The following is a 23808-nucleotide window of genomic DNA, read 5'->3' as shown; positions in this document are numbered from 1 at the left end:
TGGCCCGGTGTCGTGCGGGGCGGGCAGCGTGTCCACCGAACCACCCTACCAGGAGATGAGACCATGCCACAACTGAAAGGCTCGAAGACCGAACAGTGCCTCAAGGATGCCTTTGCCGGTGAATCGATGGCCAACCGCCGTTACCTCTACTTCGCCAACAAGGCGGACGTCGAGGGCCAGAACGACGTGGCGGCGCTGTTCCGCTCCACCGCTGAAGGGGAAACCGGCCACGCGCACGGCCACCTGGAGTTCCTGGAGCAGGCGGGTGACCCGGCGACCGGCATGCCGATCGGCACGACGCGCCAGAACCTCGAATCGGCGATCGCCGGTGAGACGCACGAGTACACCGACATGTATCCGGGCATGGCCAAGACCGCCCGCGAGGAAGGCTTCGACGAAATCGCCGACTGGTTCGAGACGCTGGCCAAGGCCGAGCGCTCGCACGCCAACCGCTACGCCAAGGCGCTGGCCGAGCTGGTCGACTGATCCCCGCCGCGGTGGGCCGACGCCCCGCGTGCCTTGGCGATGACCCAGGCCGCGGGCGCGGCCCTTGTGGCGCGATCACCCGCGGCCGCGCCCCCGGCGCTGAAATCCGGTGCGCGGCCGCTTTTCCACAACGAGTCACCGACCGCACGGTGACCATACAAGAACAGGAGACGACCATGGCCCGCGAAGGCAACCTCGAACCGCCCACCCGTCACCCGCTGGACTGGCGCAACCCCGCTTTCTACGACGAGACCGAGTGCTTCGCGGAGTTGGAGCGCATTTTCGAGATCTGCCACGGCTGCCGCCGCTGCGTGAGCCTGTGCAAAGCGTTCCCGACGCTGTTCGACCTCATCGACGAGGGCAAGACCGGCGAGATCGACGGCGTCGACAAGGCCGACTACTGGAAGGTGGTCGACCAGTGCTACATGTGCGACCTGTGTTACATGACCAAGTGTCCTTACACACCGCCGCACGAGTGGAACCTGGACTTCCCGCACACGATGCTGCGCGCCAAGGCGATCAAATTCCGCAAGGGCGAGGTCAAGGCATCGGAAAAATTCCTCGCCTCCACCGACGTGCACGGCAGCCTCGCCGGCATTCCGATCGTGGTGCAGGCCGTCAACGCCGTCAACCGCACGAAGCCCGCGCGCGCCGCGATGGAGGCGGTGCTCGGCGTGCACCGCGACGCGTGGATGCCTGAACTCGCCAGCCAGACCTTCCGCCGCGCCGCGCCGGCCGCGCAGGCGACGCAGGTGATCGACGGTGAGCGCACGCCGGGCAAGGTGGCGATCTTTTCCACCTGCTACGTCAACTACAACGAGCCCGGCATCGGGCTGGACCTGCTCAAGATCCTCGAGCACAACGGCATCCCGTACACCATCGTCGAGAAAGAACGCTGCTGCGGCATGCCCAAGCTGGAGCTGGGCGACCTGGAGTCCGTGGCCGCGTCCAAAGAGGCCAACATCCCCGTGCTGGCGCGCTACGCCAAGGACGGCTTCGCGATCCTGAGCGCCGTGCCGAGCTGCACACTGATGTTCAAGCAGGAAATCCCGCTGATGTTCCCGGACGACCCGAACGTGCAGCTCGTCAAAGAGGCGATGTGGGATCCGTTCGAGTACTTCAGCGCGCGCCGCCGTGACGGGCTGCTGAAAACCGATTTCCCGCAGCCGCTCGGCAAGGTCAGCTACCAGGTGCCGTGCCACGCGCGCGTGCAGAACATGGGCAAGCGCACCGAAGAGGTGCTCAAGCTCATCCCGGGGACGCAGGTGCAGACGATCGAGCGCTGCTCCGGCCACGCGGGCACCTATGGCGTCAAGCGGGCCACCCACCCGGTAGCGATGCAGATCGGCAAACCCGTCTTCAAGGCGATGGCGCAGCACAAGGACGGCGGCGCGCCGGACTACATCAGCTCCGACTGCCCGCTGGGCGGACACCACATCGCGCAGGGTTTCGAGGTCAACCAGCTCGGCACGCCACGGCTCGCCCACCCGCTGACGCTGCTGGCCACGGCCTATGGCTTGAAATGAACCGGGCCGGCAGGGGTTGCCTGCCCGGCCTCGTCCCCATCGACGCGACACGCCTATCGACGCGACACGTTACGTCAGGAAACGAACATGATCACCACCATGCAACTTACCGGCAAGATCACGCGCGAGACGCTCATGCCGCTGGAGGCCTACGCCAAGTGGCGCAAGGTGCACAAGCCCGAGGTGATCGCCCACCGCAAGCTGCGCACGGTGCACCTGGGCGAGCACCTGACGGTGCAGTTCGAGAGCGAGCTGTCGATGCGCTACCAGATCCAGGAGATGCTGCGCATCGAAAAAATCTTCGAGGAAGAGGGCATCCAGGACGAGATCGACGCATACGCCCCGCTGGTGCCCGACGGCACCAACTGGAAGGCAACGCTGATGATCGAATACCCTGACGTCAACGAACGGCGGCGGGAGCTTGCGCGCCTCATCGGCATCGAGGACCGCATGTTCGTCGAGGTCGAGGGGCATGGCCGCGTGTACGCCGTCGCCGACGAAGACCTGGACCGCGAAACCGAGGACAAGACCGCCGCGGTGCACTTCCTGCGCTTCGAGTTCACCCCCGCGATGCGCGCCGCCATCAAGGCCGGCGCGGGCGTCAAGCTCGGCTGCGACCACACCAACTACCCCGCGCACGTGCAGATTCCGCCGGAGACACTGGCGAGCCTGGCGGGGGACTTGCGGGATTGAGTGGAAACCCCGGTCCTGCGAAGCTCAACCGCTTGGCGCACCGAGTGGTCATGGGCTTGTTGCGGGCGGTGTCTTGACGTGGGTCGTGTCCTGCCGGAGCGACAGGGCCGCTGCGTCACGCTCGTGCTTCCGGCGTTGCGAAAAATAGCGTTGCGAAAACGCTTGTCTTGCTTGCGCTTTCCGCTATCATGCTTCGCATGCATAGCAGGCACCGCAAGACCCTCGAAGCCATCTTTGCCAAACCGACCAGCGCGACCATTGAATGGTCGCGCATCGAAGCGCTGCTGATTGCCGTCGGTTGCACTGTGATCGAAGGGCGCGGATCGCGCGTGCGGTTTGCCTTCGGAGACAAGGTCGCCACCTTCCACCGCCCGCACCCGGCGAAGGAAGCCAAGCCGTATCAGGTGGAGGATGCACGCACCTTTCTCGAACGGATCGGAGTCAAGCCATGAACACCATGACCTACAAGGGCTATACCGCCCGCATCGAATTTGACGACCGCGACAACATCCTGGTGGGGCGGCTGCTGGGCATCCAGGACATCGTGAGCTTCCACGCAGACAACGTGGCCGACCTGCGCACCGCTTTTGAGGAAGCCGTCGATGACTACCTGGAGACCTGCGCAAAGCTCGGCAAAAAGCCGGAGAAGCCGGCCTCTGGCCGCCTGATGCTGCGCGTCCCGCCCGAAGTGCACAGCGCCGCGCTGGTGGCGGCGCAAGCAGCGGGCACAAGTCTCAACCAATGGGCGGCAAAGGTGCTGGCGCAAGCCGCTCATGCGGGCTGATCCCTCGCGGGAGGGGAGCTCCGGCGCTGATGCCGCCGGCCCGCGCGATGGTTGGGTCAATCCCCGCGTGCGCGGGGGAGCCCGCCTCTGTGACCGCGATACGCCGCCAGTCGCGGGTCAATCCCCGCATGCGCGGGGGAGCCACGGGCTTTTCGCTGTTACGGCCGGCGGGCGTGGGTCAATCCCCGCATGCGCGGGGGAGCCGGGAGATGTAGCGGTACTCGCCGGCGGCAATCAGGTCAATCCCCGCATGCGCGGGGGAGCCTCGCCGCTCGGGTGACGCTGCAGCTGGCTACGGGGTCAATCCCCGCATGCGCGGGGGAGCCTTTTTCGTTTCTTGTCGCGTGGCTCGGGTTCAAGGTCAATCCCCGCATGCGCGGGGGAGCCCGCTCGAAACGGTAGGGCTTCGCTCTCGGGTCGGGTCAATCCCCGCATGCGCGGGGGAGCCTCGCGGCAGAGCGGCTGCAGGTTGTCGGGGTCGGGGCAATCCCCGCATGCGCGGGGGAGCCGGCGTGGTGCTCATGATTGGTCGCCACGGCACAGGTCAATCCCCGCATGCGCGGGGGAGCCGCCTTTTCGGCGTCGGAGACGGTGACAGAGGCGGGTCAATCCCCGCATGCGCGGGGGAGCCGAGGACACCATGAACGACACCAAACAACGGTACGGTCAATCCCCGCATGCGCGGGGGAGCCACAAGATCAGCGCCCGTGGGGTGTTCACGGATTGGTCAATCCCCGCATGCGCGGGGGAGCCTATGAGGGCGTGCTCACAGAAGTGGCGGACTATGGTCAATCCCCGCATGCGCGGGGGAGCCCGATACCCGACGGGACACTCTAGGCCGTGCAGCGGTCAATCCCCGCATGCGCGGGGGAGCCTGAAAAACCTCATCCGTCGTTATGGTCTTCCGGGGTCAATCCCCGCATACGCGGGGGAGCCTGGGTTGAGGCCAGCAACGAAAAGGCCAGACGGGGTCAATCCCCGCATACGCGGGGGAGCCGCGCACTTCGGCGCTGACGGCGTGGCCGAGGTCGGTCAATCCCCGCATACGCGGGGGAGCCATTTCAGCGCCCAAAACAACGCGATGAGGATCAGGTCAATCCCCGCATACGCGGGGGAACCTTTGGCGCATGGCCCGCGTGCGGTATATACCGCGGTCAATCCCCGCATACGCGGGGGAACCCGCAAGGCGCTGCGCCGGGACTCGTTCGCGCAGGGTCAATCCCCGCATACGCGGGGGAACCTGATCACGGGCATGTCGCGTACGGCGGCAAAGGGGTCAATCCCCGCATACGCGGGGGAACCACAAGAGGCACTCGGAGGCCATCGCCCGACCGGGGTCAATCCCCGCATACGCGGGGGAACCGCAGAGGGAATCAGCGCGCAAACTATGCGCGAAGGTCAATCCCCGCATACGCGGGGGAACCACAAAGGGCGGCGTACGTTTCGGGTTATCCCGGGGTCAATCCCCGCATACGCGGGGGAACCGGACGCTGGCAAGCGCTACAAGGGGGCGGCCCGGGTCAATCCCCGCATACGCGGGGGAACCGCGATGGCGCGGGCGCGGTCCGGCTCCATGGGGGGTCAATCCCCGCATACGCGGGGGAACCTGCACCTCCGGCGCGGCGAGCTTGGCGAGGAAGGGTCAATCCCCGCATACGCGGGGGAACCGATGGCTACCCTGTTACTGGCCCGTCAGTGCGGGGTCAATCCCCGCATACGCGGGGGAACCGTGAGCAACATCGGCAGCAATATCGCGAGCTGGGGTCAATCCCCGCATACGCGGGGGAACCTCACCTTGGTCACGTACTTCATGAGGTATGCCGGGTCAATCCCCGCATACGCGGGGGAACCGACCGCGACGCGCGCCGCCTGCAGGACGCGCTGGGTCAATCCCCGCATACGCGGGGGAACCACTGGAAATACGCCGCAGGCCGGGACTGCTCCAGGTCAATCCCCGCATACGCGGGGGAACCCGCCGCGTGATGGCGCGGCATTCGGAGGAATGGGGTCAATCCCCGCATACGCGGGGGAACCGGAATCCCTTTTTGCTTATCTCGAGGCGCACGAGGTCAATCCCCGCATACGCGGGGGAACCCTTCTGGTGAAACTCCTGCACCTTTTGCCGCCAGGTCAATCCCCGCATACGCGGGGGAACCCATAAGCACAAGAGCGTTCTTGTTGATAAGCAAGGTCAATCCCCGCATACGCGGGGGAACCTTGCCAACGTCAAACCCGGTCAATGGGTTGAAAGGTCAATCCCCGCATACGCGGGGGAACCCAACCCGCACCATGCGACCCCGACCGATGGCCGGGTCAATCCCCGCATACGCGGGGGAACCGTGAAAGGGTAAGCATGAAGCCGGGTGACTTCAGGTCAATCCCCGCATACGCGGGGGAACCCCGGGTTTGACGTTGGCAAGGTCGGCGATCTTGGGTCAATCCCCGCATACGCGGGGGAACCCCTCGTGCCGTCAATCTCGACCCATTGACCGGGGGTCAATCCCCGCATACGCGGGGGAACCGCGAACCCTGAAGCCGGAAAAAGTACTGACCGGGGTCAATCCCCGCATACGCGGGGGAACCGGTTTGTCGATTCGGTCAACGCGATACATACAAGGTCAATCCCCGCATACGCGGGGGAACCTTCGCGGATCATGCCCTAGCTGTCACATCCCGGATGATCATATGGCCGTTTTTGGAACAGATGCGGGTGTGACGTGTACCACTGTTTCATGGCCTGCATGGGCGTGAGACCCTTGAGTGCGGCCTGGGGCAGCTGGTGGTTGTAAAGCCAAGCATAGCGCAGCAGGGTCTTCTCGAGATCCTCGCCGCTGATGAAGTGGTGGCTGCGCAGCACCTCCTCGATGCGGCCGTTGAAGCGCTCTACCATCCCGTTGGTCTGGGGGCGTCGCACGCGCGTGGTGCGGTGCTCGATGCCGAGTGCCTCGCACAGGCTCTCGAAGGCGTGGGTGGCACTGGGCTGCCCCAGCAGCCGTGCGGTGAACTCCTTGCCATTGTCTGTGAGGATCTTGTTGATCTTGATCGGGCACGCCGTGAGCAGCGACTTGAGGAAGGCGCGCGCGTTTCTCGCGCTCTTGGAGGCGTACAGGGCAATGAAGACCCAGCGCGTGGCACGGTCGATGGCCACAAAGAGGTAGCGCCGCCGCGTCTCATCGGCCATTTGCGGCAGGTACTTCACGTCGATATGAATGAAGCCCGGCTCGTAAGCGGCAAAGGGCTGATGTGCGGGTTTGGGCACCTGGGGCTTGAGGGATCGCAGCGACCCCACGCCGTGGCGTCGCAAGCAGCGATCCAGTCCCGAGCGCGACACGTCAGGACAGACGAACTCGCGCATGACCGACAGCAGATCATCCAGCGGCAGCAGCAGCGTCTTGCGCAGCTCCACTGCAATGGCCTCCTGCGCCGGGGTCATGGTGGTACGCAGCCGGTGCGGGGTGTGGGAGCGATCCAGAAAATCCTCGCGGCGCTTCCACTTGTACACCGTCATGAGCGAAACGCCGTAACGCTCAGCCAACACCGCAGCCGGCTCATCCGACAGCGCGATCTCGCGCCGTATGGCTGGCGTTGTACGCGCCAGGGCATGCAGCTTGATGTTCATGAGGGCATCTCCCGATGATGGTCGTCAACGCCTTGACCCGCTGCCCAGCAGCTCGCGCAGAACGCTTACCGCCAGCAGGTACGCATGGCGTGATGGCACTATCCAATCATCCGGGATGCGACACCTAGCGGTAACAATCGGGGGTCAATCCCCGCATACGCGGGGGAACCTGGGTTTCAATTTGTGAGGTGCTATCGTGCGCAGGTCAATCCCCGCATACGCGGGGGAACCTGCAGCTCCTGCCGGTCGCGGTAGATGACCTGTGGTCAATCCCCGCATACGCGGGGGAACCGTGGCAGCGAGCAGCACGGCCATGACGGCGGTGGGTCAATCCCCGCATACGCGGGGGAACCCGATCGAGGATCGTCTGAGCGCGCTCGAACGTCGGTCAATCCCCGCATACGCGGGGGAACCGGGTCGCGGCCTTGTGGTGCGACTGTCAAGGAAGGTCAATCCCCGCATACGCGGGGGAACCGCGAGCACTGCCGGCTGAGCTACGAGAGCGAGCGGTCAATCCCCGCATACGCGGGGGAACCGAAGTCTAGCGGGTGGGCCGACGGACGGTCGTGGGTCAATCCCCGCATACGCGGGGGAACCATGGATAGCGGGTCTTCGGACGACGAATAAGGGGGTCAATCCCCGCATACGCGGGGGAACCATCGGGGGGAAGGCATGAAGCTGGGTGAATTCGGGTCAATCCCCGCATACGCGGGGGAACCTCCAGAATAGATAATATGTCCGGGCATTATCCGGGTCAATCCCCGCATACGCGGGGGAACCGCGGCCCGGACCATGCGCCACTATCGCCACGGAGGTCAATCCCCGCATACGCGGGGGAACCGCGTCGAACCTAGATGGTCCAGAATAGATAATGGGTCAATCCCCGCATACGCGGGGGAACCGCAGGGTTACTCAGCGGTCGAGGTCTCCCGTCGGGTCAATCCCCGCATACGCGGGGGAACCTTGCCGACGTCAAGCCCGGCCAGTGGGCCGAGAGGTCAATCCCCGCATACGCGGGGGAACCCAACAAGGGGAGAATAGATAATGCCCGGGAACGGGTCAATCCCCGCATACGCGGGGGAACCTGTCAAGGAATCGGTGCGCAAGATATGCGCCGAGGTCAATCCCCGCATACGCGGGGGAACCTAAAGAGTCGCCCCTGAAATATTCATAACAGCATGATTTTTCTTGTGTTATTGTCTGTTTGCGAGTACAATTTCCCCCAGATTTGATGGTCTGATGCGCCGTTTTCTGGGAGTTTTGCGATGTTTGCCTGCCCCGCCACCGAGGACTTCTTCCGCGCCCGGCTCGATCAGATGATCGACCTGCGCCATCCGCTGGCGGTGTTGTCCTCACGCATGCCGTGGCAGGAGTTGGAAGCAAGGCTGTCGCACCTGTTCATGCGCAAAGCGCGCGCAGGTGTCGCGATGCCCGATCTGGACCTCTTTGGCGAATCTCCGGTGCGCGCAGCTCGGGCGTCCAACGCAGGCCGACCCCGCGTGCCGCTGCGCGTGATGATCGCGCTGCTGTATCTGAAGCACGCCTTCAACGAGTCGGACGAAGGGGTGGTCGAGCGCTGGGGCGAAACCCCCACATGGCAGTTCTTCTCGGGGCGGGCGTACTTTGAACATCGCCGGCCGTGCGACGCCACGACGCTGGTGAAGTTTCGCCGGCTGCTGGGCGAAGAAGGCGTGGAAGAACTCTTGGCGCAGACCATCAACGTGGCGGTGGAAACCGGACTCATCAAGCCGCAGGAACTCAAGCGCGTGGTGGTGGACACCACCGTACAACCCAAGGCGGTGGCGCACCCCACCGACAGCCGGCTGCTGGAGACGGCACGCACCAAGCTGGTGGAGGCGGCCAAGGCCGCCGGCATCGCCTTGAAGCAGACCTTTGCCAAGGAAGGCAAGGAGCTGGCCCGCAAGGCAGGACGCTATGCGCACGCGCGGCAGTTTGCGCGCATGCGCCGGGTCATCAAGCGCCAGCGCACGATCGTGGCCAGGCTGCAGCGCGAGATCGAGCGCAAGGCCAGCCGCCTGGGGCAGGCCATCCAGAGTGCTCTTGGCCACACCCTCAACAAGGCGGCGCGTCTGGTGGCGCAGACTGCCAACCGAAAGACCGCCGACGGGACTCGAAAGCTCTACGCCTGGCACGCGCCGGAGGTGGAGTGCATCAACAAGGGCAAGGCCCGCTGCCCTTACGAGTTCGGCGTCAAGGTCGGCATTGCCAGCACCCTGAAGCACAGCCTCATCGTCGCAGCCCGGGCCTTCCATGGCAACCCCTACGACGGGCACACGCTGCAAGCGCAGCTGGAGCAGGCCACGATCCTGATGCAGGACACTGGCATCAAGCCCAGCACAGCGTTTGCCGATCTGGGCTACCGCGGGGTGGAAGCCGACATTGCGGATGTGCGCCTGGTGCACCGCGGCAAGATCAAGCGCCTCACGCAGCAGGAGCGCAAGCTGCTCAAGCGCCGCCAGGCCATCGAGCCGGTCATCGGGCACTTGAAGCAGGATCACCGCATGGACAGGTGCCACCTCAAGGGCGAGCAGGGTGACCGGCTGCACGCGGTGCTGTGCGCGGCGGGCTACAACATCCGCTGGCTGCTGCGCATGATCACGAAGAAGGGCGTGCCCTTCTTGAGGCGAGCTTTTTTGCGCCTCATTGCGGCCGTGCGCCTCATCGGCCGGTGGCTCGCCCAGCGGCGGCCAACCGAGTCCAGTGGCGCCAACCCTGCCCAGCTGCGGCTAAGGGCGGCGTGAAAATGAATTTTTCAGGGACGACTAAAGAGGCAGGCCGCAGGGTACAGTGCCAGACGGTCAATCCCCGCATACGCGGGGGAACCTGTCGACCCCTATGCGCGAAGCCTCAATAGGGCGGTCAATCCCCGCATACGCGGGGGAACCCTGGGCAGCAAGGCCCTGCAAAAAGACGAGGTGGGTCAATCCCCGCATACGCGGGGGAACCCGTAGCCGACCACCGGCTACGTGCTGCGTAGTGGGTCAATCCCCGCATACGCGGGGGAACCTATCTAGGGCATAGCCCCAGGACTGGTCAGTGCGGTCAATCCCCGCATACGCGGGGGAACCACTGTTACCGCTAGAGTTGATTTCGGGCTCTAAGGTCAATCCCCGCATACGCGGGGGAACCCGTCCGGGTTCGACGCCGCGCCAATCGTGTGTAGGTCAATCCCCGCATACGCGGGGGAACCTGGACGGTCCAGAATAGACGATGGTCCCCGGCAGGTCAATCCCCGCATACGCGGGGGAACCCGCTAGGGTACAATCCGCGAAGCGCTCCGTCACGGTCAATCCCCGCATACGCGGGGGAACCAGGGGAACGGATAATGCCCGGGAACATCATCTAGGTCAATCCCCGCATACGCGGGGGAACCCTGCGCGATCAGATGGGCGGCCTTCGGCGTCCAGGTCAATCCCCGCATACGCGGGGGAACCGCGACGGTCCAGAATAGACAATGGTCCCGGGCAGGTCAATCCCCGCATACGCGGGGGAACCACGACATAGCAGCCGTCGGACGGGATCGAATGGGGTCAATCCCCGCATACGCGGGGGAACCCGATAAGGTTGGAAAGCTTGCTAATGCTCAAAGGGTCAATCCCCGCATACGCGGGGGAACCCCAGCCCATCTTACTCTCCTTGCTTTCGGTTACGGGTCAATCCCCGCATACGCGGGGGAACCGCGTCATTTCACGCAGGGATTTCAGCCTTTCGGGGTCAATCCCCGCATACGCGGGGGAACCTCTTTATTCTAACCCATTGTTAAAGAACATAAAACGTCACTTTCGCGCTTACTCCTCCGTGTGACGGATCGGACGCTGGCTCAGCAGGATACCGTTGACGTCGGCCAGCTTGACCGGCGGTGTGCCCAGGGTGTTGACCTCCAGTCCGCCTGGTATTTCTTTATCGGGCCAAAGCATGATGATGGAGGCTTGTGACTCGTGTGTGAACCATTGTTCAAGGACTTGCCAAACCCGGCTTCGAACCGCGGGCGAGATTCGAAGCCCAGCGTAGACCCCGGGGGCAAGCTCGAGCATCACAGACGCCAAAAACCCCCGCACCCGCGCCGAGACGTTACGCGTCACCACCACGGTCATCGACATCGAACAGCTCCTTGATACGTTCGATCATGCGGGGGATGAGTTTTTCCCGCCGAAAGGCCTGCACCGCTCGCCGCCGGACTTCGCGCTCGACGGTCAGGTCGGACTTGCGCTGTTGGATCGCTTGCACGGCACCAAACGCCAGTGGCAGGGTCACGTCGACGCGAAACAGATCGGCAATGTCCAGCGTGAAGGCGTTGCTGGAGTCTTCGTGGACGAAGCCCAACGGCGGCAACGCACCGACGGCCGCCACCGCGATGTCGGCCGCGGCCTCCACGAACGTGGCGGCGTGGTTGATGGCTTGGTTGGGTAGGTCGGCGGCGGTGGGGTTGTCGCGGTCGTAGCGTCGGCCGTGCCAGTCGATGCCGAAGCGCTGGGCGACGAGCTTGTAGCTTTCCTTCATGCGCGCGCCTTCGATCCCGCGCAAGGTTTCGATGTCGCGATGGGGCAATACGCGTCCGAAGCGCCAGGCGTACAGCCGCCGGGCGGTCTCGAGCCGTTGTTTGGGATCGGCCCAGCGCTGGGCGTGAGCCCGCGCCACGTCGGAGCGGCCTTGGCCCATGGGCGGTGCGGTGTAGCTTTTGACGCCGCCTTCGCCCACGGCGGCGATCAAGGTACCGTGCCGCGCGCACAAGCGCAGCACGTCCTGCGTGAGGCTCGTGCCCGGCCCCAGCAGGATCATGGAAACGCCCTGGTAGGGGATGGCGTAATCGCCCGCGTCCAACGCCTCGCTCTGGGCGGCGATGAAACGCAGGGTGCCGTCCTCCACCGAGAGTTTTCCGTATTCCAGGTAGAGCAGGCCGTGGCGGTCGGCGTATGGGATGCGCGAGGCGGCCAGGCCCAGCCGACCTGGGATGAGGCTGGGCGTGGGGCTCATCGCGGTGGCGCAAGCAGCACCATGCCAAAGCCGAATGCCCGATGGCGCCCGATGCCGCGGGCGAGCAGCGCAGCGAAGCGCTCGCCGTCTTCGACGGTGGCGTTGGCGGCAAAGAGGGCCTGCGGCCGTTGCACACGCTTCAGGCGGTTTTGCCCGAGGCTGCGGTCACGCCGCAGTAGCGGACTTTGCGCTTGCATGCCGAGCAGTTCGACGTCTTCGAGTTGCGCGGCTCCCGCCCACTGGCGGACAAACCACGCGGAATAGACTTCGCCGCGCGTCGGTGCGGCGTCGCCCATCCGATCGAGGGCACGCAGGTAGATGTCCTTTTCCTCGTCGCCATGGCGTGCTACGGGGCAGGTCAGTACTTCCACGCGCACGCGCTGGCCGGGCCGCCATGCGTGGGGCATGGGTTTGCTGGCCACGCCCTGTGCATCCAGTGCGGCCCAGGCCAGTGGCGACGCGAAGGTTTGCGCGTGTTGCAGCAACGTGGTGGCGTCCGTGCTCGCGTAGGCCAGCACCTCTTGGCGGCGCTCGAGGCAGCGAAACGGCTTGGGGGCAGCGTCGCCAAACAGTGCCGTGAACCAGGCGTGCAGGGTGTAGCCCAAGGTTTCGTCGGGCGACGTGATGCCGTGCTCAGCAGCAAAACGCAGCAACTGCGGAACCCGCACGGGGATGCGCAGCAGATGCAGTGGGCTCATGCGGTGATCTCCAGGATGCCCACCGCACAGCGCTCAGCGCCGCGGTGGATGTTGTTGCGCCAGTCGCGCCGGTCAAACCGTTCTTCGGTGCCTTGTCCGAGGCCTTCGTCCAGTGGCCAAAGGGCGGAGATGGGGTGCGGCCGGCGGCGCGGGCCGATGTCGGCCAGGGGTTCAGCGGCGAGGGCCGCTTTGACGCCGGTGGCCTGCCGGCGGCCGATGAGAATGGGGCCGGCCGGCAGACAGGGTTTGCGGCCGATGAAGAGCGGGCGTGCCGGTGCGTTCAATGCACGTTCCAATTCGTCGGGGGTTGGGGTCCCCTCGCCGTCGAGCGCCAGCGCCACGGTGACGACACCGTTGGCCCAATGGTCGCGCCAGCGCTGGTGGGTGCCGGTGGCGGCGCTGCCGCCCCGGCGGTCCTCGCGTCGGCCGCGCGTGGTCCAGCCGGTGTCCACGAGGAAGGGTTGACCCAGGTCGACCGTCTGGTACTCCGTGAGCGGCACCGGCTCAGCGTCCCAGCGCGCGGCAAAGCGCAGCCGGTCCTGCAAAGCTTGAAGCTTGTCGACGTCGCGGTGGTCCCAACCTAGAGCGTTGCCCAGCAACCCCGCCAGCATCGACTTGCCGGGGAATCGCCAGGTGGGGTTGAGCTGGTCGACCACGACAGCGCCAAAACTTATCAAGGGCGCGTCAAAGCGAAGGATCAGGCAGTCCATGGTCGTCAGCTCTGCGTGTTCCAGACAGCGTCGAGCGCACAGGCGGCGTTGGTCGCGAGCGGGGCGTGGGGCGGTAGCGCCGCAGGCAGGGGTTCCAGTACGGTGGAAAGCCCACGGTAACCCGAGAAGGGGCCATACATCTCGTCCAAACGGCGCAGGTAGTCGGCCATGCGCTGGGTGGCCAGCAGGCGCATGTCTTGTTTTGCGTCTTTGGTGGAAACGGCTTCCAGGAAGGCGTTGGCCAGCGTTCTCGGCTGCGCTTTGCCGACTTCCAAAAACAGCAGGTCAGCCCACGCGTAGGGGGCGGTGCTGCCCTTTTTGGCTCCGGGGCTTTGGCGCGCGATGCTGTCGATGAGTGCTTCGAGCACGCGCCGCGGCAGGCTGGGGTCTTGGTTGCGCCAATCGCGCGCTTCGCAACCGGTGAGGTTGGCCACGAGCAGCGGCACGTCCACGGCGACGTAGCCGTAGTACACGCCGGCACCAAGTTCGGTCTGGTTGGCGTGCGCCGCACCCGTTTCGTCGTCGCGGTTCAAGTCATCGACGACGGTGAAGTAGTCCATCTCGGTGTGGGCGGCGTGCACGGTGAAGGCGTGCGCAACGTGCACCGGCGCGTCGACACGCGCGAGCATGTCCGAGGTGACCATGCGGCCAAAGAGCGCGGCGGTCAGCCCCGCAGCGGCTTTGCTCATCGCCTTGAGGTTGTCTTTTTCTTCCTTGGAATTGAGGCGGTCGGTAAGGGCTTTCAATGCGTTGTTTTCGCGGCTGGCTTCGAGCATCAGCCGGACGAGATAGTCGGCTTCGCGCTCACCAAACAGAAATGGCTGGTTGAGATTCCCCCCTTCCTTGACACCGCCATCGATCACCGCTTTGGCGAGCGGCTCGATCAAGGCCAATGCGATGATTTCGGGAACCCCTGCTGCCAGCGCTTTGGGAAGCACGGCGCGGGTAAAGAACGAGCGCGTGCGCAACCCGTCGGGCACATCGGGCAGTTTTTGGGTGAGGTCTTCGCGCCAGTGGCGCTTGAGGCATTGGGAGGAGACGCGCAGCCGGATGGCGTTACCAAAGGGGATGCGCTTGGCCAGGCCCGCATCGTCGCGGTTGAGCAGGCTCGCGGGGTAGCTGGTGAGGGTGTGGATTTGCAGGAACATGGATGAACTCCTTGGTTAGTCTTGGGGAAGATGGCGGTAGTAGCGGCTGGCGATGCGGCGATGCAGGCCCTCGCGCTTGGCCGGGGCGGTCGTCAGCAGAAAGAGCGCGGCGTCTTGCCAGTCGAAGCGCTCGCCCTTTGCCGCGAGAAAACGCACAGCGCTCGTGTAGAGGTCGAGCCGCAGCTCTTCGGGCGCGGAGAGCAGCCGCTCCAGCCGCCCTTCGGCATAGCGGCTCTCAGCGAGCGCTTGGCCCCACGGGCGCTGAGGGTCGTGGCTGTCGGGGCCGGCCGTGGCCAGGCCCCAGGCGATGGCCATCCAGGCTTCGGTTTGTGACTCGGGGGGCAGGTCACGGCCGAGGTGTCGCAGCCACAAGCGGTAGAAGGCCAGCGGCACGGGCTGTCCCGGAGCCCAGCGGCGCAGGGCGGCGCGTTCCCCGTTGGGGTAATGTTCGGCGGCCATAACGCCCGCGAGCCGGGCGATGTCCGCGGCAAGCGATGGCGTGTGCGCAGGTGTCGGTGAGGGTTCTGTCATGGGATGGCGTCCTCCATCGTTTCAAGGGTGTGCGCCGGGGCACGGCGGGGAAAGGGCAGTTCGTGTTTGCGCAGCAGGCCGTGGAACGCACGCTCGGCTTGTGTGATCGCGCGCCAAGTCCGGTTGGCCGGTAGCGGCAGGCGCTGGGTGGCCTCGTCGAGCAGGGCGTGCGCTTCGTCCACGAGGCGCTGCTGCCAGTCACGGCGTACTGTGTCGTGCTCCTCTTCGGCACCGCGCCAGAGGGTGGGGAAGTAGAGCGACTCCCAACGGCGGCCGAAGTCGCGTTTGGCGGTTTTGAGCCAGCTTTCGACGCGCTCGAAGTCTGCTTGATCCGGTCCGCCTTCGCTGAGCACCGCCAGCGCCGTGTTGAGCGCTTTTTGGACGGCTTTGGCATCGCTGAGCAGCCGTTGCGCGAGTTGCCCAAGGGTCTGCCGTTGGCCTGTGTGGAGCAGCGCGAGCCGCGCTTTGGGTGGAACGGGGATGCGGACTTCGTGATAGCCCTCGGTGGTGCCTTGGCCACGCACCAGGCAAGAGGCGACGAACCAGCCTGGACCTTCGCTAACCTGCGGTTGTTGCAGTGCGGTGAGCTCGAAACCCTGCGCAAAGAGCAGATCGGTCAGCCGCTCAGGGGTGAAGCCATCGGCCGATAGGGTCATGGCCGAGCGGCCTTTCTTTTTGTCAGCGGTGTTGATTGGGATCCACGGATCCCCCACGTCGCCGTTTTCCAGCGTCTTGGGGCCGATCTGGCGTGCTTTGCTCGTGGCCCCCAGCGCGATGAGGTGGCCAGAGGGCGAGCGGACCAGTCGAATGGGGCGTGCCGCTTCGACAAACCATGGCTCGAGGTCCGCGAGCTGGAACTGGTGGTCGCTTCGGCTCCACGGGCGCACCCACGTCAGCGTGACACCGCGCGCTGCATAGCCGTAGGTGCGGACGGTGCTGTTGCGCAGTTGCATGACCACGGCGACCTCGTGCTGGAAGCGCTGGCTCGGGTGCAGAGAGACCGCCCATGCGACGACCGGTCGGCTGGCAAAGCCGCCGTTCATGCGCACGATGCCGTAGTTGCCCTGACCCAAAAAGCCACTGGTGGTTTGCAGCAAGACCAAGGCATAGAGCCATGCCTCCACCTCCTCGGCCCCGACGCGCGCCATCTTGACGTCGTGGTTCTTCGAGGTGACCAGCACATCCAGCTCGTCTGGGGTCGTGGCCTTCGGCGCATAGCTGGTTTGTCCCCGTTTGATCGTCACTCCGTAGTCGGCCGCCTCGGCTTCCCAGCTCATCCACGGGTGCTGCATGAAAGCCGGCTGGGTGACGTCCTCGACCAGCAGATGCCAGGCACTGGCCTTGCCCCCAGCAAGATCGAGCAACCCCTCGCGCCAGTAGGCAGGGTCGGGCGGCAGGGTGTCGGTGGGCTGGCGCGCCTGGATGCTGGCTGCGAGTTGCACCAGAAAGACATGCCAGGGGTCGGCCTGGTGGGCGCGCAGGCCGGTATACCCTTCCACTTCACCCGCAGAGAGGGCGGCGAGCAGGTCGGGCAGGCTAAGCCGGCGTTCGCCTGCGCGCGTGCGCACACCGATCAGGGGGTCGTGAAGCAAGTCATGCATCGTCTCTCTCCAGTCCAAAGCGGGTGTAGCGAAAGGCTTGCGTTCCCAGCACGAAGCGGAATCCGTCCGCGGTTGGCGTGGCATGCGCCACGTCGGGTATTGCGTTTGCAGCCGCTCCCGGCATCCAGTGTGCGGGGATTGCCACGCGCTGGATGTCAGCGCCGAAAGGTGAGGACACGGGGACTTCGAACGGGATGTCGTAGGTGGGGCGGCCGAGGCGGGTGAGGACTTGCTCACCCTTGTCGGGGTAGTGCAGCTCGCCAAAAGGTTGGTCGTCGAGCACCGAGCGCAGGGCCTGAATGATTTCGGCTCGTACTTTGCCGTCCAGGAGTTGGCGATGTTTGCGCCACGCATCGGGCAGGGATTCGAGCGCCTGGGGGTGGGTGGTGCGCTCGATGCGCTCGCGGGCTTGGAACGGCAGGCTCAGCGTGGGGCGTTGCTGCAGCTCTTCCCAGGTGCGGGCCAGCACTTGCCCGTCGGTGTATACGCTGCCCAGTCCGGCGGGGGCGCGCAGTGCGCCGTCTTTGCTGAGGTATTCGGTCAGCGGCTTGGGCGGTACACGCACGAGCGCCTTCGGCGTTTCGAACCCCGGCGGGCGCTGCGCACGCTCGTGGCGGTGTAGCCTGCCGAAGCGCTGAATGAGCACGTCCATCGGCGCGAGATCGGTGACGAGCCAGTCGGCGTCGATGTCGAGACTCTGCTCCAGCGTTTGGGTGCCGATCAAAAGCCGCGCGCCCGAGGGCGAAGCTTTGCCCAGTTGTGCGGTGACGGCGGCGTCTAGCAGCTCCCGGTCTTCGCGGGCGAAGCGCCCGTGGTGGGGGCAGCGCACGCCGTTTACCGCAAAGAGCGCATGCAGCAAATCGGGGTGCCTGTCTTGCAGTTGGGTTTCCACCAGCCGAAAAAGCGCATTGGCCCGGGCGACCGTGTTGCACACCACAAGTACGCGGGCACCGCTTTCGAGTGCTTCGATCAGCGCGAGCACGAGCGCCGCGTCCTCGGTGAGGGTAGGGGCGAGGGTGATGGCGATCTGGCGCTCCCGTGCCGCAGGCATGGGCCAGGTTTGGGTGCGAGACGACAGCAGCGGGTAGGGTCGTTTCGTGGCTTCGTCCAGCTGTAAAGCTTCCCGCCCGAAATATTTCGCTGCCGCCACTTCGCCCAAGGTGGCCGAGAGCAGCAGTGCCCAGCCGCCACGGCCCACGTGGGCGCGCAGGAGCTCGCACAGTACCTCACGCATGTAGGGGTCGGAGGCGTGCACCTCGTCCACCACAAGCAGGTGCCGGTCTAGGCACACGGAGCGCATGAGGCTGTGCTTGACCTGCAATACCGACAGCAGCGCCTGGTCGATGGTGCCCACGGCCACCGGGGCGGCCAGGAAGCGCTTGGGCCGCTCGGCCGACCACAGGCGCTCGCGCCGCGCGTTGGGGTCGCTGTCGTCCCAGAGCGTGCCGGTAGGGTCGGTGAGGATGTCGGCGACCGCGCGGCCGTCGACCTTCACGTAGCCGGGCGCGGCGAGCAACACGGGTCCTGGGCGCTGATCGGGCTCGAATGCAGCCTCCACCGCCCGACGCACACGCTCGTAGAGCTCGCGGGCTGCTACCCGGGTGGGCAGCGCGAAATAGAGGCCATCGGCCTTGCCCTCGGCATAGAGGCGGAAAAACCACCCGAGCGCCGCTTCGGTCTTGCCACTGCCGGTGTCGGACTCGGCGAGCAGCAGGCGGGTGTCGTCGGCGGGCGCAAGCGTTTGCGCCAGCGCCGCTTGCAGGGGTGTGGGGGTGAAACCGAACGTTTCCGCAAACGGTTTGGGCTGGCGCTCATCAGGCGGCAGCAGCCCGATGGCGCGCAAGGCGCGCTCGGCGGCGGCGCGTGCAAACGCCAGACGGTCTTCGGCTTCCGACTGCCGATAAGGAAAGAACTGCGTGTCCGAGGCGATCCAGTCGGCCAGCATCACCAGGCCGGCAAAGCGCTGTTGCAGGGCAGGGGTGGCGTCGATCGGGGGGACACCGGGTGCGAAGGCTTCGGGGAAAGCGGCGCGGGCGGCGATTGCCAACGCATCCAGCGCCGCCATGGGGTCGTAGCCGTTGGCGGCCGCCCAGCGTTTGGCGTGGTGTTGGTTGCGTGAGGCACTGGCCCATTGCGGGTAGTCGCCGTCGAGGGAGATGGGCCGCCCATGGTGCGAGATGCTGGCCACCAGCATTTGACCGGCCTGTTCGGGATCGGTGAACCACCCGCACAGCTCAGTGACCAGGTCGCGCCATGCGTTCGGCCAGCGATCTTGCAGCTCCATGAGAAGCGCCACGGCTTCCATGACGTGGCCGGCGGTTTCGCGCGCCGTCGGATCGGCTTTTGCCTGAAAGCCGCGGTTGCATTTACCGAAGTCGTGAAGAAAGGCGATGACAGCGAGCCGGGCTTTTTGCGGTGCGTTGAGCACCCATCCCCGTCCGGTGGCGGTGTGGGTCAGCAATGCCTCCAAAACCACCGCCACATCCAGGCAGTGATCCACCAGCGGGTGCCATCGGCCATCGGGGGTGCGTTTACCCCAAGTGGGCTGGGTCATCTCTCCCTCCGACAGGAAGTGCTGCAATATTTCGCATATTACCCGCGTCAGTGGCTCAAAAATTTAGCCCCCGGCGTGGCGTTACCTCCATTGACGCTTTCGCGCTACGATGTGGGGCATGTTGTTCATCCTCTCCCCCGCCAAAGCGTTGGATTACGAAACCCCGCTGCCCACGGACCGGGCGACCGAACCGCTGTTCGTCGAGGACGCGGCGCAGCTCATCGAGGTGCTACGCGCCAAGTCGCCGCAGGAGATCGCGGAGCTGATGGACTTGAGCGACGCGCTGGCGGCGCTCAACGTGGCGCGCTATCAGGCGTGGCAGCCGGTGTTCACGCCCGACAACAGCCGCCCGGCGATCTTCGCCTTCAACGGTGACGTGTACGAGGGGCTGGATGTGCGCAGCCTGACGGAAGCCGATTGGGACTGGCTGCAGGCGCACGTGTGCATCCTGAGCGGCCTGTACGGCGTGTTGCGGCCGCTGGACCGCATGCAGCCGTACCGGCTGGAGATGGGCACGCGGCTGCAAACCCCGCGCGGGCGCAACCTGTACCAGTTCTGGGGTACGCGCATCGCGCAATACCTGGACGAGCGCGCCAGCGCCGACGACGGCATCATCGTCAACCTGGCGAGCGAAGAGTATTTCAAGGCGGTGGACCGGCGTGCGCTGCGCGCGCAGGTGGTGCAGTGCGTGTTCGAGGAGCGGCGCGGCACGGGCTACAAGGTGGTGAGCTTTCTGGCCAAGCGCGCGCGCGGGCTGATGACACGCTGGGCGGCGCAGCACCGCGTGCGCGAGGTGGCGGCGCTGCAAGGCTTTGATGCCGAGGGCTACCGCTACGTGGCCGACGCGTCCGCGCCGGACCGGCTGGTCTTCCGGCGCGACGAGCGCGGCTAGCACAGGCGCCGGTCCGCGCGGGCTTTCAGGGAGGACGACCGATGGCGCAACGCATCACCGACGAATTGCGGGCGTGGATCATCCAGCAGGCTCAGGCGGGCTGTACGCCCGAGTCGGTCCTGCAGGCGATGCTCAAGGCCGGCTGGCAGGAGACCGTGGCACTCACGGCCATGGAGGAGGTGATGGAGGCGCACGTGGCGTCGCTGCGGGCGCCGGTTGGCACGCGCCCGGGGGAGCGGCAGGGCGGGGTATCCCATCCCGAGGCTGGGAGTAACTCACGGGGCACGTCCCCCGACACCAGCAGGCAGGTCTCCCACCATGGCCGTTCGGCTGGGACGCCGGCGCGGCCCTACATCGACCTCTCGGGCTCGCCGCGCGCGATCGACCTCGGCGATCGCATCGTCACCGTCCTGGTGAGCATGCGCCAGCCCCGCCTCGTGGTGCTGGGCAACCTGCTGTCGGAGGAGGAGTGCGAGGCGCTTATGCGCGCTGCCGAGCCGCGGCTCAAGCGCTCGCGCACCGTGCAGACCGCCACGGGTGGCGAGGAGCTCAACGCGGACCGCACGAGTGACGGGATGTTCTTCCGGCGCGGGGAGTCGCCGCTGATCCAGCGCATCGAGGCACGGCTGAGCCGCCTGGTGCACTGGCCGGTGGAAAACGGCGAGGGGCTGCAGGTGCTGCGTTACCGGCCCGGTGCGGAGTACCGGCCGCACTACGACTATTTCGACCCCCGCGCGCCGGGCACCGCCCGCATCACCGAGCGCGGCGGCCAGCGCGTCGCGACGCTGGTGATGTACCTCAACGAACCCGAACGGGGGGGCGGCACGACGTTTCCGGATGTGGGGCTGGAGGTGATGCCACAGCGCGGGCACGCGGTGTTCTTCGCGTACGATCGGCCGGATCCGGCGACCCGCACGCTGCACGGCGGCGCCCCCGTGCTGGAGGGGGAAAAGTGGGTCGCCACCAAATGGTTGCGCGAACGCGAGTTCACCCCCTGATGACGAACGACCCGACCCCGACGGCCGCCGCGGCGGCTGCGTTGCCCGAACTGGCGCAGGCCCCGCTGGGCCGCGCGAGCGCCTACGTGGACCAATATGACCCGACGCTGCTGTGCCCGCTGCCGCGCGCGCCCAAGCGGGTCGAGATCGGCATCGACGGCACGCCCCCGTTTACGGGCGCCGACCTGTGGACGGCGTTCGAGCTGAGCTGGCTCAACCCGCGCGGTAAGCCACAGGTCGCGATCGCGCACTTCACCATCCCCGCCGAGACGCCGAATCTGATCGAGAGCAAGTCGTTCAAGCTCTACCTCAACAGCTACAACCAGACGGTCTTTGCCGATGCACGGGCGGTGCGCGAGCGGCTGCGCGCCGACCTGACCGAGGCGCTGTGGCGCGGGGCCGACCGCACGGGCAGCATCGGCGTTCGGTTGTGCACCCCGTCCGAATGGTCGCAGGAGGCGGTGCAGCCGCTGGGCGGCCTGAGCCTCGACCGCCTGGACGTGGACTGCACGCACTACCAGCCGGCACCGGAGTTGCTGCGCGCGGATCACGACCAGCCGCCGGTGCAGGAGGTGCTGACCAGCGACTTGCTGAAGAGCAACTGCCTGGTCACGGGGCAACCGGACTGGGGCAGCGTCCAGATCGCCTACAGCGGCGCGCCGATCGACCAGGAAGGGCTGCTGCGCTACCTGGTGAGCTTTCGCCAGCACCAGGAGTTTCACGAGCAGTGCGTGGAGCGCATCTTCATGGACATCTGGACGCGCTGCCGCCCGGTGCGCCTGAGCGTGTACGCGCGCTACACGCGCCGCGGCGGGCTGGACATCAACCCGTGGCGCACCAGCCACCCGCAGCAGCCGCCCGCCAACGTGCGCACCGCGCGGCAGTAGCAGTTCCTGCTTTTTTCGGAAGACGGGCTGCCACGGGCAGCCCTTTACCGATGGGAAGACGTGGCCCGAGCGTCGGGTTCGGGTGGCCGAGGCGCACCATTTGCTGCATCCAAGCGCGGCTTCCCTGCGTATGACACGTTGCCGGCCGCGGGGCCGGCAAGGGGTGCTCGGTATCGAGCGCGGGCACGTTGTGGTTGTCTTACCAGGAGAGAGCAGCATGTTGGCAAACCAGAAGATGGTGGTGGATGCGTCCCGGCGTGGGGTGTTGCGTGGCGGTGGTGCCACGTTGTCGCTGGCGGCGCTGGCGCTGTTGGCCGGCAGGGATGCGCTGGCCGCCCAACACGCGGCGCAGCCGAGCAAGGACGTGGAGATACTCAATGTGGCACTGGGGCTGGAGCACGAGGCGATCGCCGCGTATCAGCTCGGGGCCAACAGCGGGCTGCTGCAAAAGTCGGTGTTGGAGGTAGCGGTGCAATTCCAAAGCCACCACAAAGCGCATCGGGACGCATTGGCCGCAACCATTCGCAAGTTGGGCGGGCAGCCCGTGGCGGAGAAGTCGCTGGAGGCGTATGCCAAGGCGCTCAACGCCGCCGCGCTCAAGTCGCAAGCCGATGTGCTGGATTTGGCGGCGCGGCTGGAGCTGGGGGCGACGAACGCCTATATCAGCGTGATTCCGGCCATGCAAGACCGTGAGCTGGCCAAGGTGGCGGCGCGTTTGGCGGCGGATGAGACGATGCACTTCACGGCGCTGACGTCGGCACTGGGGCGTCCGTTGCCGGCGGGGGCTTTGTCGTTCGGCGCTTGAGCGTGATGGTTAGGCCGGGCGTCGGCCCGGCCACATAAAAGCAAAACCCCCGACACACGTGGTGTGCCGGGGGGTTGTCCGTCGCTGAGGGGTCTTGTCAAGCGCGACGGAAGAGCGCGACCAAGTCGTCGCGCATCGGCACTTCACCGATGGGGGTTAGCTTCCACTGATCACCCTCGAGCGTGGCTTTGTTGAGCACGGCTTTTTTTGCGTCGAGGTTGAGCGTGCCCACGCGGATGTCGGCTTGGCGCAGGTACGCCGCCACCCGCGGGTTGCGGGCGGCGATTTCTTGCGGCTGCTTTTGTGCCCAGGTGGTGACGTGAAAGACGATGGTGCCTTTGTATTGATTGACGGCCAGCTCCTCCAGTGTTTTTTCCAGCAGCGCGACGTTGTCTTCTTTTTTCCACTCACCGCCGAACGCAAGGTAGAGCGCGTCGGCAGGCAGCATCCGCTCAACCGCGGCGGTGACGTCGACTGCTTCGCGGATGGATTCCATGGTGATGGCCCCTTTGGCGTTGGTGCGCAAAAAGCCGCTGCCCACGCCGCCGGAGAGCGTGCTGCAAATGGCGGAGCGGTTGGCGATGATGCCCAACATATTTTTACCCAGGGCCTGTCCCAGCGCCTCGCCAACCATGCCGCCCGCCATCACTCGGATGGTTTGCAGCTCACCGAAGGTCAGGGGCTTTTTGTCTTGTGCCTGTGCCGCCACGGGGGCGAGCAGCGCGATGGCAGCGGTCGCGGTGAGTCCACGCAACGAGTAACGCATTTCCGTCTCTCCTCTCACAAGTGGGTTGTCAGCAAAACTGGCGGCAGTGTTGCGCCAGTCGTGGGTCTATACGCACGCGAGGTCGGATTGGATGCGTGATGAGGCCGTGGCCTTG

General features: G+C 65.9%; 20 protein-coding genes and 3 CRISPR repeat arrays. Of the genes, 10 read left to right on the top strand and 10 right to left on the bottom strand.

Annotated elements, in window-relative coordinates; all coding sequences use genetic code 11:
- Positions 1–63 precede the first annotated feature (63 nt).
- From LCC91_RS08420 to LCC91_RS08400, 5 genes are all read left to right on the top strand, one after another.
- Positions 64–486 carry a rubrerythrin family protein gene (locus tag LCC91_RS08420; RefSeq protein WP_043698586.1) on the top strand — a complete coding sequence of 141 codons (423 nt, stop codon included), beginning with the start codon at positions 64–66 and terminating at the stop codon, positions 484–486.
- 176 nt (positions 487–662) lie between these two features.
- A complete protein-coding gene (locus LCC91_RS08415; protein ID WP_043698588.1) occupies positions 663–2012 on the top strand; it encodes a heterodisulfide reductase-related iron-sulfur binding cluster in 1350 nt (449 codons plus the stop codon).
- 99 nt (positions 2013–2111) lie between these two features.
- A complete protein-coding gene (locus LCC91_RS08410; protein WP_043698653.1) occupies positions 2112–2705 on the top strand; it encodes a DUF3501 family protein in 594 nt (197 codons plus the stop codon).
- Between the two features lie 188 nt (positions 2706–2893).
- Positions 2894–3157, top strand: coding sequence for a type II toxin-antitoxin system HicA family toxin (locus LCC91_RS08405; protein WP_224440891.1), 264 nt, complete (start codon positions 2894–2896; stop codon positions 3155–3157).
- Positions 3154–3489, top strand: coding sequence for a type II toxin-antitoxin system HicB family antitoxin (locus tag LCC91_RS08400; RefSeq protein WP_043698593.1), 336 nt, complete (start codon positions 3154–3156; stop codon positions 3487–3489). The genes LCC91_RS08405 and LCC91_RS08400 overlap by 4 nt, the downstream gene beginning before the upstream one ends.
- Positions 3490–3543: 54 nt before the next feature.
- Positions 3544–6133: direct repeats of the CRISPR family, unit length 28 nt; unit sequence GGTCAATCCCCGCATACGCGGGGGAACC.
- 15 nt (positions 6134–6148) lie between these two features.
- Here the strand turns inward: LCC91_RS08400 and LCC91_RS08395 are convergent.
- Positions 6149–7108 (bottom strand): IS481 family transposase, encoded by a 960-nt coding sequence (locus LCC91_RS08395; RefSeq protein WP_224440890.1) that lies wholly within the window; start codon positions 7106–7108, stop codon positions 6149–6151.
- 141 nt (positions 7109–7249) lie between these two features.
- A CRISPR array of direct repeats spans positions 7250–8254; the repeat unit is 28 nt; unit sequence GGTCAATCCCCGCATACGCGGGGGAACC.
- Positions 8255–8373: 119 nt separating this feature from the next.
- Between LCC91_RS08395 and LCC91_RS08390 the strand changes: the two genes are divergently transcribed.
- Positions 8374–9870 carry an IS5 family transposase gene (locus tag LCC91_RS08390; protein WP_224440884.1) on the top strand — a complete coding sequence of 499 codons (1497 nt, stop codon included), beginning with the start codon at positions 8374–8376 and terminating at the stop codon, positions 9868–9870.
- 55 nt (positions 9871–9925) lie between these two features.
- Positions 9926–10869: a CRISPR direct-repeat array (repeat unit 28 nt; unit sequence GGTCAATCCCCGCATACGCGGGGGAACC).
- Between the two features lie 48 nt (positions 10870–10917).
- On the opposite strand, the gene cas2e is transcribed toward LCC91_RS08390, so the two are convergent.
- From cas2e to LCC91_RS08350, 8 genes are read right to left on the bottom strand one after another with little or no spacing between them, the layout of a single operon-like run.
- Entirely contained in the window at positions 10918–11229 is a 312-nt protein-coding gene (gene cas2e / locus LCC91_RS08385; protein ID WP_043698595.1) for a type I-E CRISPR-associated endoribonuclease Cas2e, read from the bottom strand.
- Positions 11201–12103 carry a type I-E CRISPR-associated endonuclease Cas1e gene (gene cas1e, locus LCC91_RS08380; RefSeq protein WP_043698598.1) on the bottom strand — a complete coding sequence of 301 codons (903 nt, stop codon included), beginning with the start codon at positions 12101–12103 and terminating at the stop codon, positions 11201–11203. The genes cas2e and cas1e overlap by 29 nt, the downstream gene beginning before the upstream one ends.
- Positions 12100–12801, bottom strand: coding sequence for a type I-E CRISPR-associated protein Cas6/Cse3/CasE (locus LCC91_RS08375; protein ID WP_043698599.1), 702 nt, complete (start codon positions 12799–12801; stop codon positions 12100–12102). Before LCC91_RS08375 ends, cas1e begins: the two co-directional genes overlap by 4 nt.
- On the bottom strand, positions 12798–13511 hold the full coding sequence (cas5e, locus tag LCC91_RS08370; RefSeq protein WP_043698602.1) for a type I-E CRISPR-associated protein Cas5/CasD: 714 nt from the start codon (positions 13509–13511) through the stop codon (positions 12798–12800). The genes LCC91_RS08375 and cas5e overlap by 4 nt, the downstream gene beginning before the upstream one ends.
- A 5-nt stretch (positions 13512–13516) precedes the next feature.
- Positions 13517–14659, bottom strand: coding sequence for a type I-E CRISPR-associated protein Cas7/Cse4/CasC (cas7e, locus tag LCC91_RS08365; protein WP_043698604.1), 1143 nt, complete (start codon positions 14657–14659; stop codon positions 13517–13519).
- Between the two features lie 15 nt (positions 14660–14674).
- Complete coding sequence (casB, locus tag LCC91_RS08360; protein ID WP_043698606.1) at positions 14675–15190, bottom strand: type I-E CRISPR-associated protein Cse2/CasB; 516 nt, start codon at positions 15188–15190, stop codon at positions 14675–14677.
- Positions 15187–16809 (bottom strand): type I-E CRISPR-associated protein Cse1/CasA, encoded by a 1623-nt coding sequence (gene casA / locus LCC91_RS08355; protein ID WP_224440889.1) that lies wholly within the window; start codon positions 16807–16809, stop codon positions 15187–15189. The genes casB and casA overlap by 4 nt, the downstream gene beginning before the upstream one ends.
- Positions 16784–19345, bottom strand: coding sequence for a CRISPR-associated helicase/endonuclease Cas3 (locus LCC91_RS08350; RefSeq protein ID WP_082007432.1), 2562 nt, complete (start codon positions 19343–19345; stop codon positions 16784–16786). The genes casA and LCC91_RS08350 overlap by 26 nt, the downstream gene beginning before the upstream one ends.
- Positions 19346–19463: 118 nt before the next feature.
- Between LCC91_RS08350 and yaaA the strand changes: the two genes are divergently transcribed.
- The 4 genes from yaaA (at position 19464) to LCC91_RS08330 (ending at position 22927) form a co-directional block, all read left to right on the top strand.
- Positions 19464–20237, top strand: a complete 774-nt coding sequence (yaaA, locus tag LCC91_RS08345) for a peroxide stress protein YaaA (RefSeq protein ID WP_043698612.1) — start codon at positions 19464–19466, stop codon at positions 20235–20237.
- Between the two features lie 41 nt (positions 20238–20278).
- Complete coding sequence (locus LCC91_RS08340; protein WP_043698614.1) at positions 20279–21235, top strand: 2OG-Fe(II) oxygenase; 957 nt, start codon at positions 20279–20281, stop codon at positions 21233–21235.
- Positions 21235–22122: an NADPH-dependent 7-cyano-7-deazaguanine reductase QueF gene (gene queF / locus LCC91_RS08335; protein ID WP_052231359.1), complete on the top strand. Its 888-nt coding sequence runs from the start codon at positions 21235–21237 to the stop codon at positions 22120–22122. Before LCC91_RS08340 ends, queF begins: the two co-directional genes overlap by 1 nt.
- Positions 22123–22339: 217 nt before the next feature.
- Positions 22340–22927, top strand: coding sequence for a ferritin-like domain-containing protein (locus LCC91_RS08330; protein WP_043698616.1), 588 nt, complete (start codon positions 22340–22342; stop codon positions 22925–22927).
- 97 nt (positions 22928–23024) lie between these two features.
- Here the strand turns inward: LCC91_RS08330 and LCC91_RS08325 are convergent, their stop codons facing one another.
- Positions 23025–23636, bottom strand: a complete 612-nt coding sequence (locus tag LCC91_RS08325; protein ID WP_224440888.1) for a hypothetical protein — start codon at positions 23634–23636, stop codon at positions 23025–23027.
- Positions 23637–23808 lie beyond the last annotated feature (172 nt).

It is taken from the genome of Tepidimonas taiwanensis (genome assembly GCF_020162115.1).
Classification (GTDB): Bacteria; Pseudomonadota; Gammaproteobacteria; order Burkholderiales; family Burkholderiaceae_C; genus Tepidimonas; species Tepidimonas taiwanensis.
The sequence above is the reverse complement of the archived record's forward strand: the minus strand, read 5'-3'. Positions and strand labels throughout refer to the sequence as shown.

Bases quoted from the DNA above. Each gene is read 5' to 3' on its own strand.
- cas2e (WP_043698595.1), bottom strand. From the start codon at position 11,229: ATGTCGATGACCGTGGTGGTGACGCGTAACGTCTCGGCGCGGGTGCGG.
- LCC91_RS08390 (WP_224440884.1), top strand. From the start codon at position 8,374: ATGTTTGCCTGCCCCGCCACCGAGGACTTCTTCCGCGCCCGGCTCGAT.
- cas1e (WP_043698598.1), bottom strand. From the start codon at position 12,103: ATGAGCCCCACGCCCAGCCTCATCCCAGGTCGGCTGGGCCTGGCCGCC.
- LCC91_RS08330 (WP_043698616.1), top strand. From the start codon at position 22,340: ATGTTGGCAAACCAGAAGATGGTGGTGGATGCGTCCCGGCGTGGGGTG.
- LCC91_RS08400 (WP_043698593.1), top strand. From the start codon at position 3,154: ATGAACACCATGACCTACAAGGGCTATACCGCCCGCATCGAATTTGAC.
- LCC91_RS08415 (WP_043698588.1), top strand. From the start codon at position 663: ATGGCCCGCGAAGGCAACCTCGAACCGCCCACCCGTCACCCGCTGGAC.
- cas5e (WP_043698602.1), bottom strand. From the start codon at position 13,511: ATGGACTGCCTGATCCTTCGCTTTGACGCGCCCTTGATAAGTTTTGGC.
- LCC91_RS08395 (WP_224440890.1), bottom strand. From the start codon at position 7,108: ATGAACATCAAGCTGCATGCCCTGGCGCGTACAACGCCAGCCATACGG.
- LCC91_RS08420 (WP_043698586.1), top strand. From the start codon at position 64: ATGCCACAACTGAAAGGCTCGAAGACCGAACAGTGCCTCAAGGATGCC.
- casB (WP_043698606.1), bottom strand. From the start codon at position 15,190: ATGACAGAACCCTCACCGACACCTGCGCACACGCCATCGCTTGCCGCG.
- yaaA (WP_043698612.1), top strand. From the start codon at position 19,464: ATGTTGTTCATCCTCTCCCCCGCCAAAGCGTTGGATTACGAAACCCCG.
- queF (WP_052231359.1), top strand. From the start codon at position 21,235: ATGACGAACGACCCGACCCCGACGGCCGCCGCGGCGGCTGCGTTGCCC.
- LCC91_RS08375 (WP_043698599.1), bottom strand. From the start codon at position 12,801: ATGAGCCCACTGCATCTGCTGCGCATCCCCGTGCGGGTTCCGCAGTTG.
- cas7e (WP_043698604.1), bottom strand. From the start codon at position 14,659: ATGTTCCTGCAAATCCACACCCTCACCAGCTACCCCGCGAGCCTGCTC.
- LCC91_RS08340 (WP_043698614.1), top strand. From the start codon at position 20,279: ATGGCGCAACGCATCACCGACGAATTGCGGGCGTGGATCATCCAGCAG.
- LCC91_RS08405 (WP_224440891.1), top strand. From the start codon at position 2,894: ATGCTTCGCATGCATAGCAGGCACCGCAAGACCCTCGAAGCCATCTTT.
- LCC91_RS08410 (WP_043698653.1), top strand. From the start codon at position 2,112: ATGCAACTTACCGGCAAGATCACGCGCGAGACGCTCATGCCGCTGGAG.
- LCC91_RS08350 (WP_082007432.1), bottom strand. From the start codon at position 19,345: ATGACCCAGCCCACTTGGGGTAAACGCACCCCCGATGGCCGATGGCAC.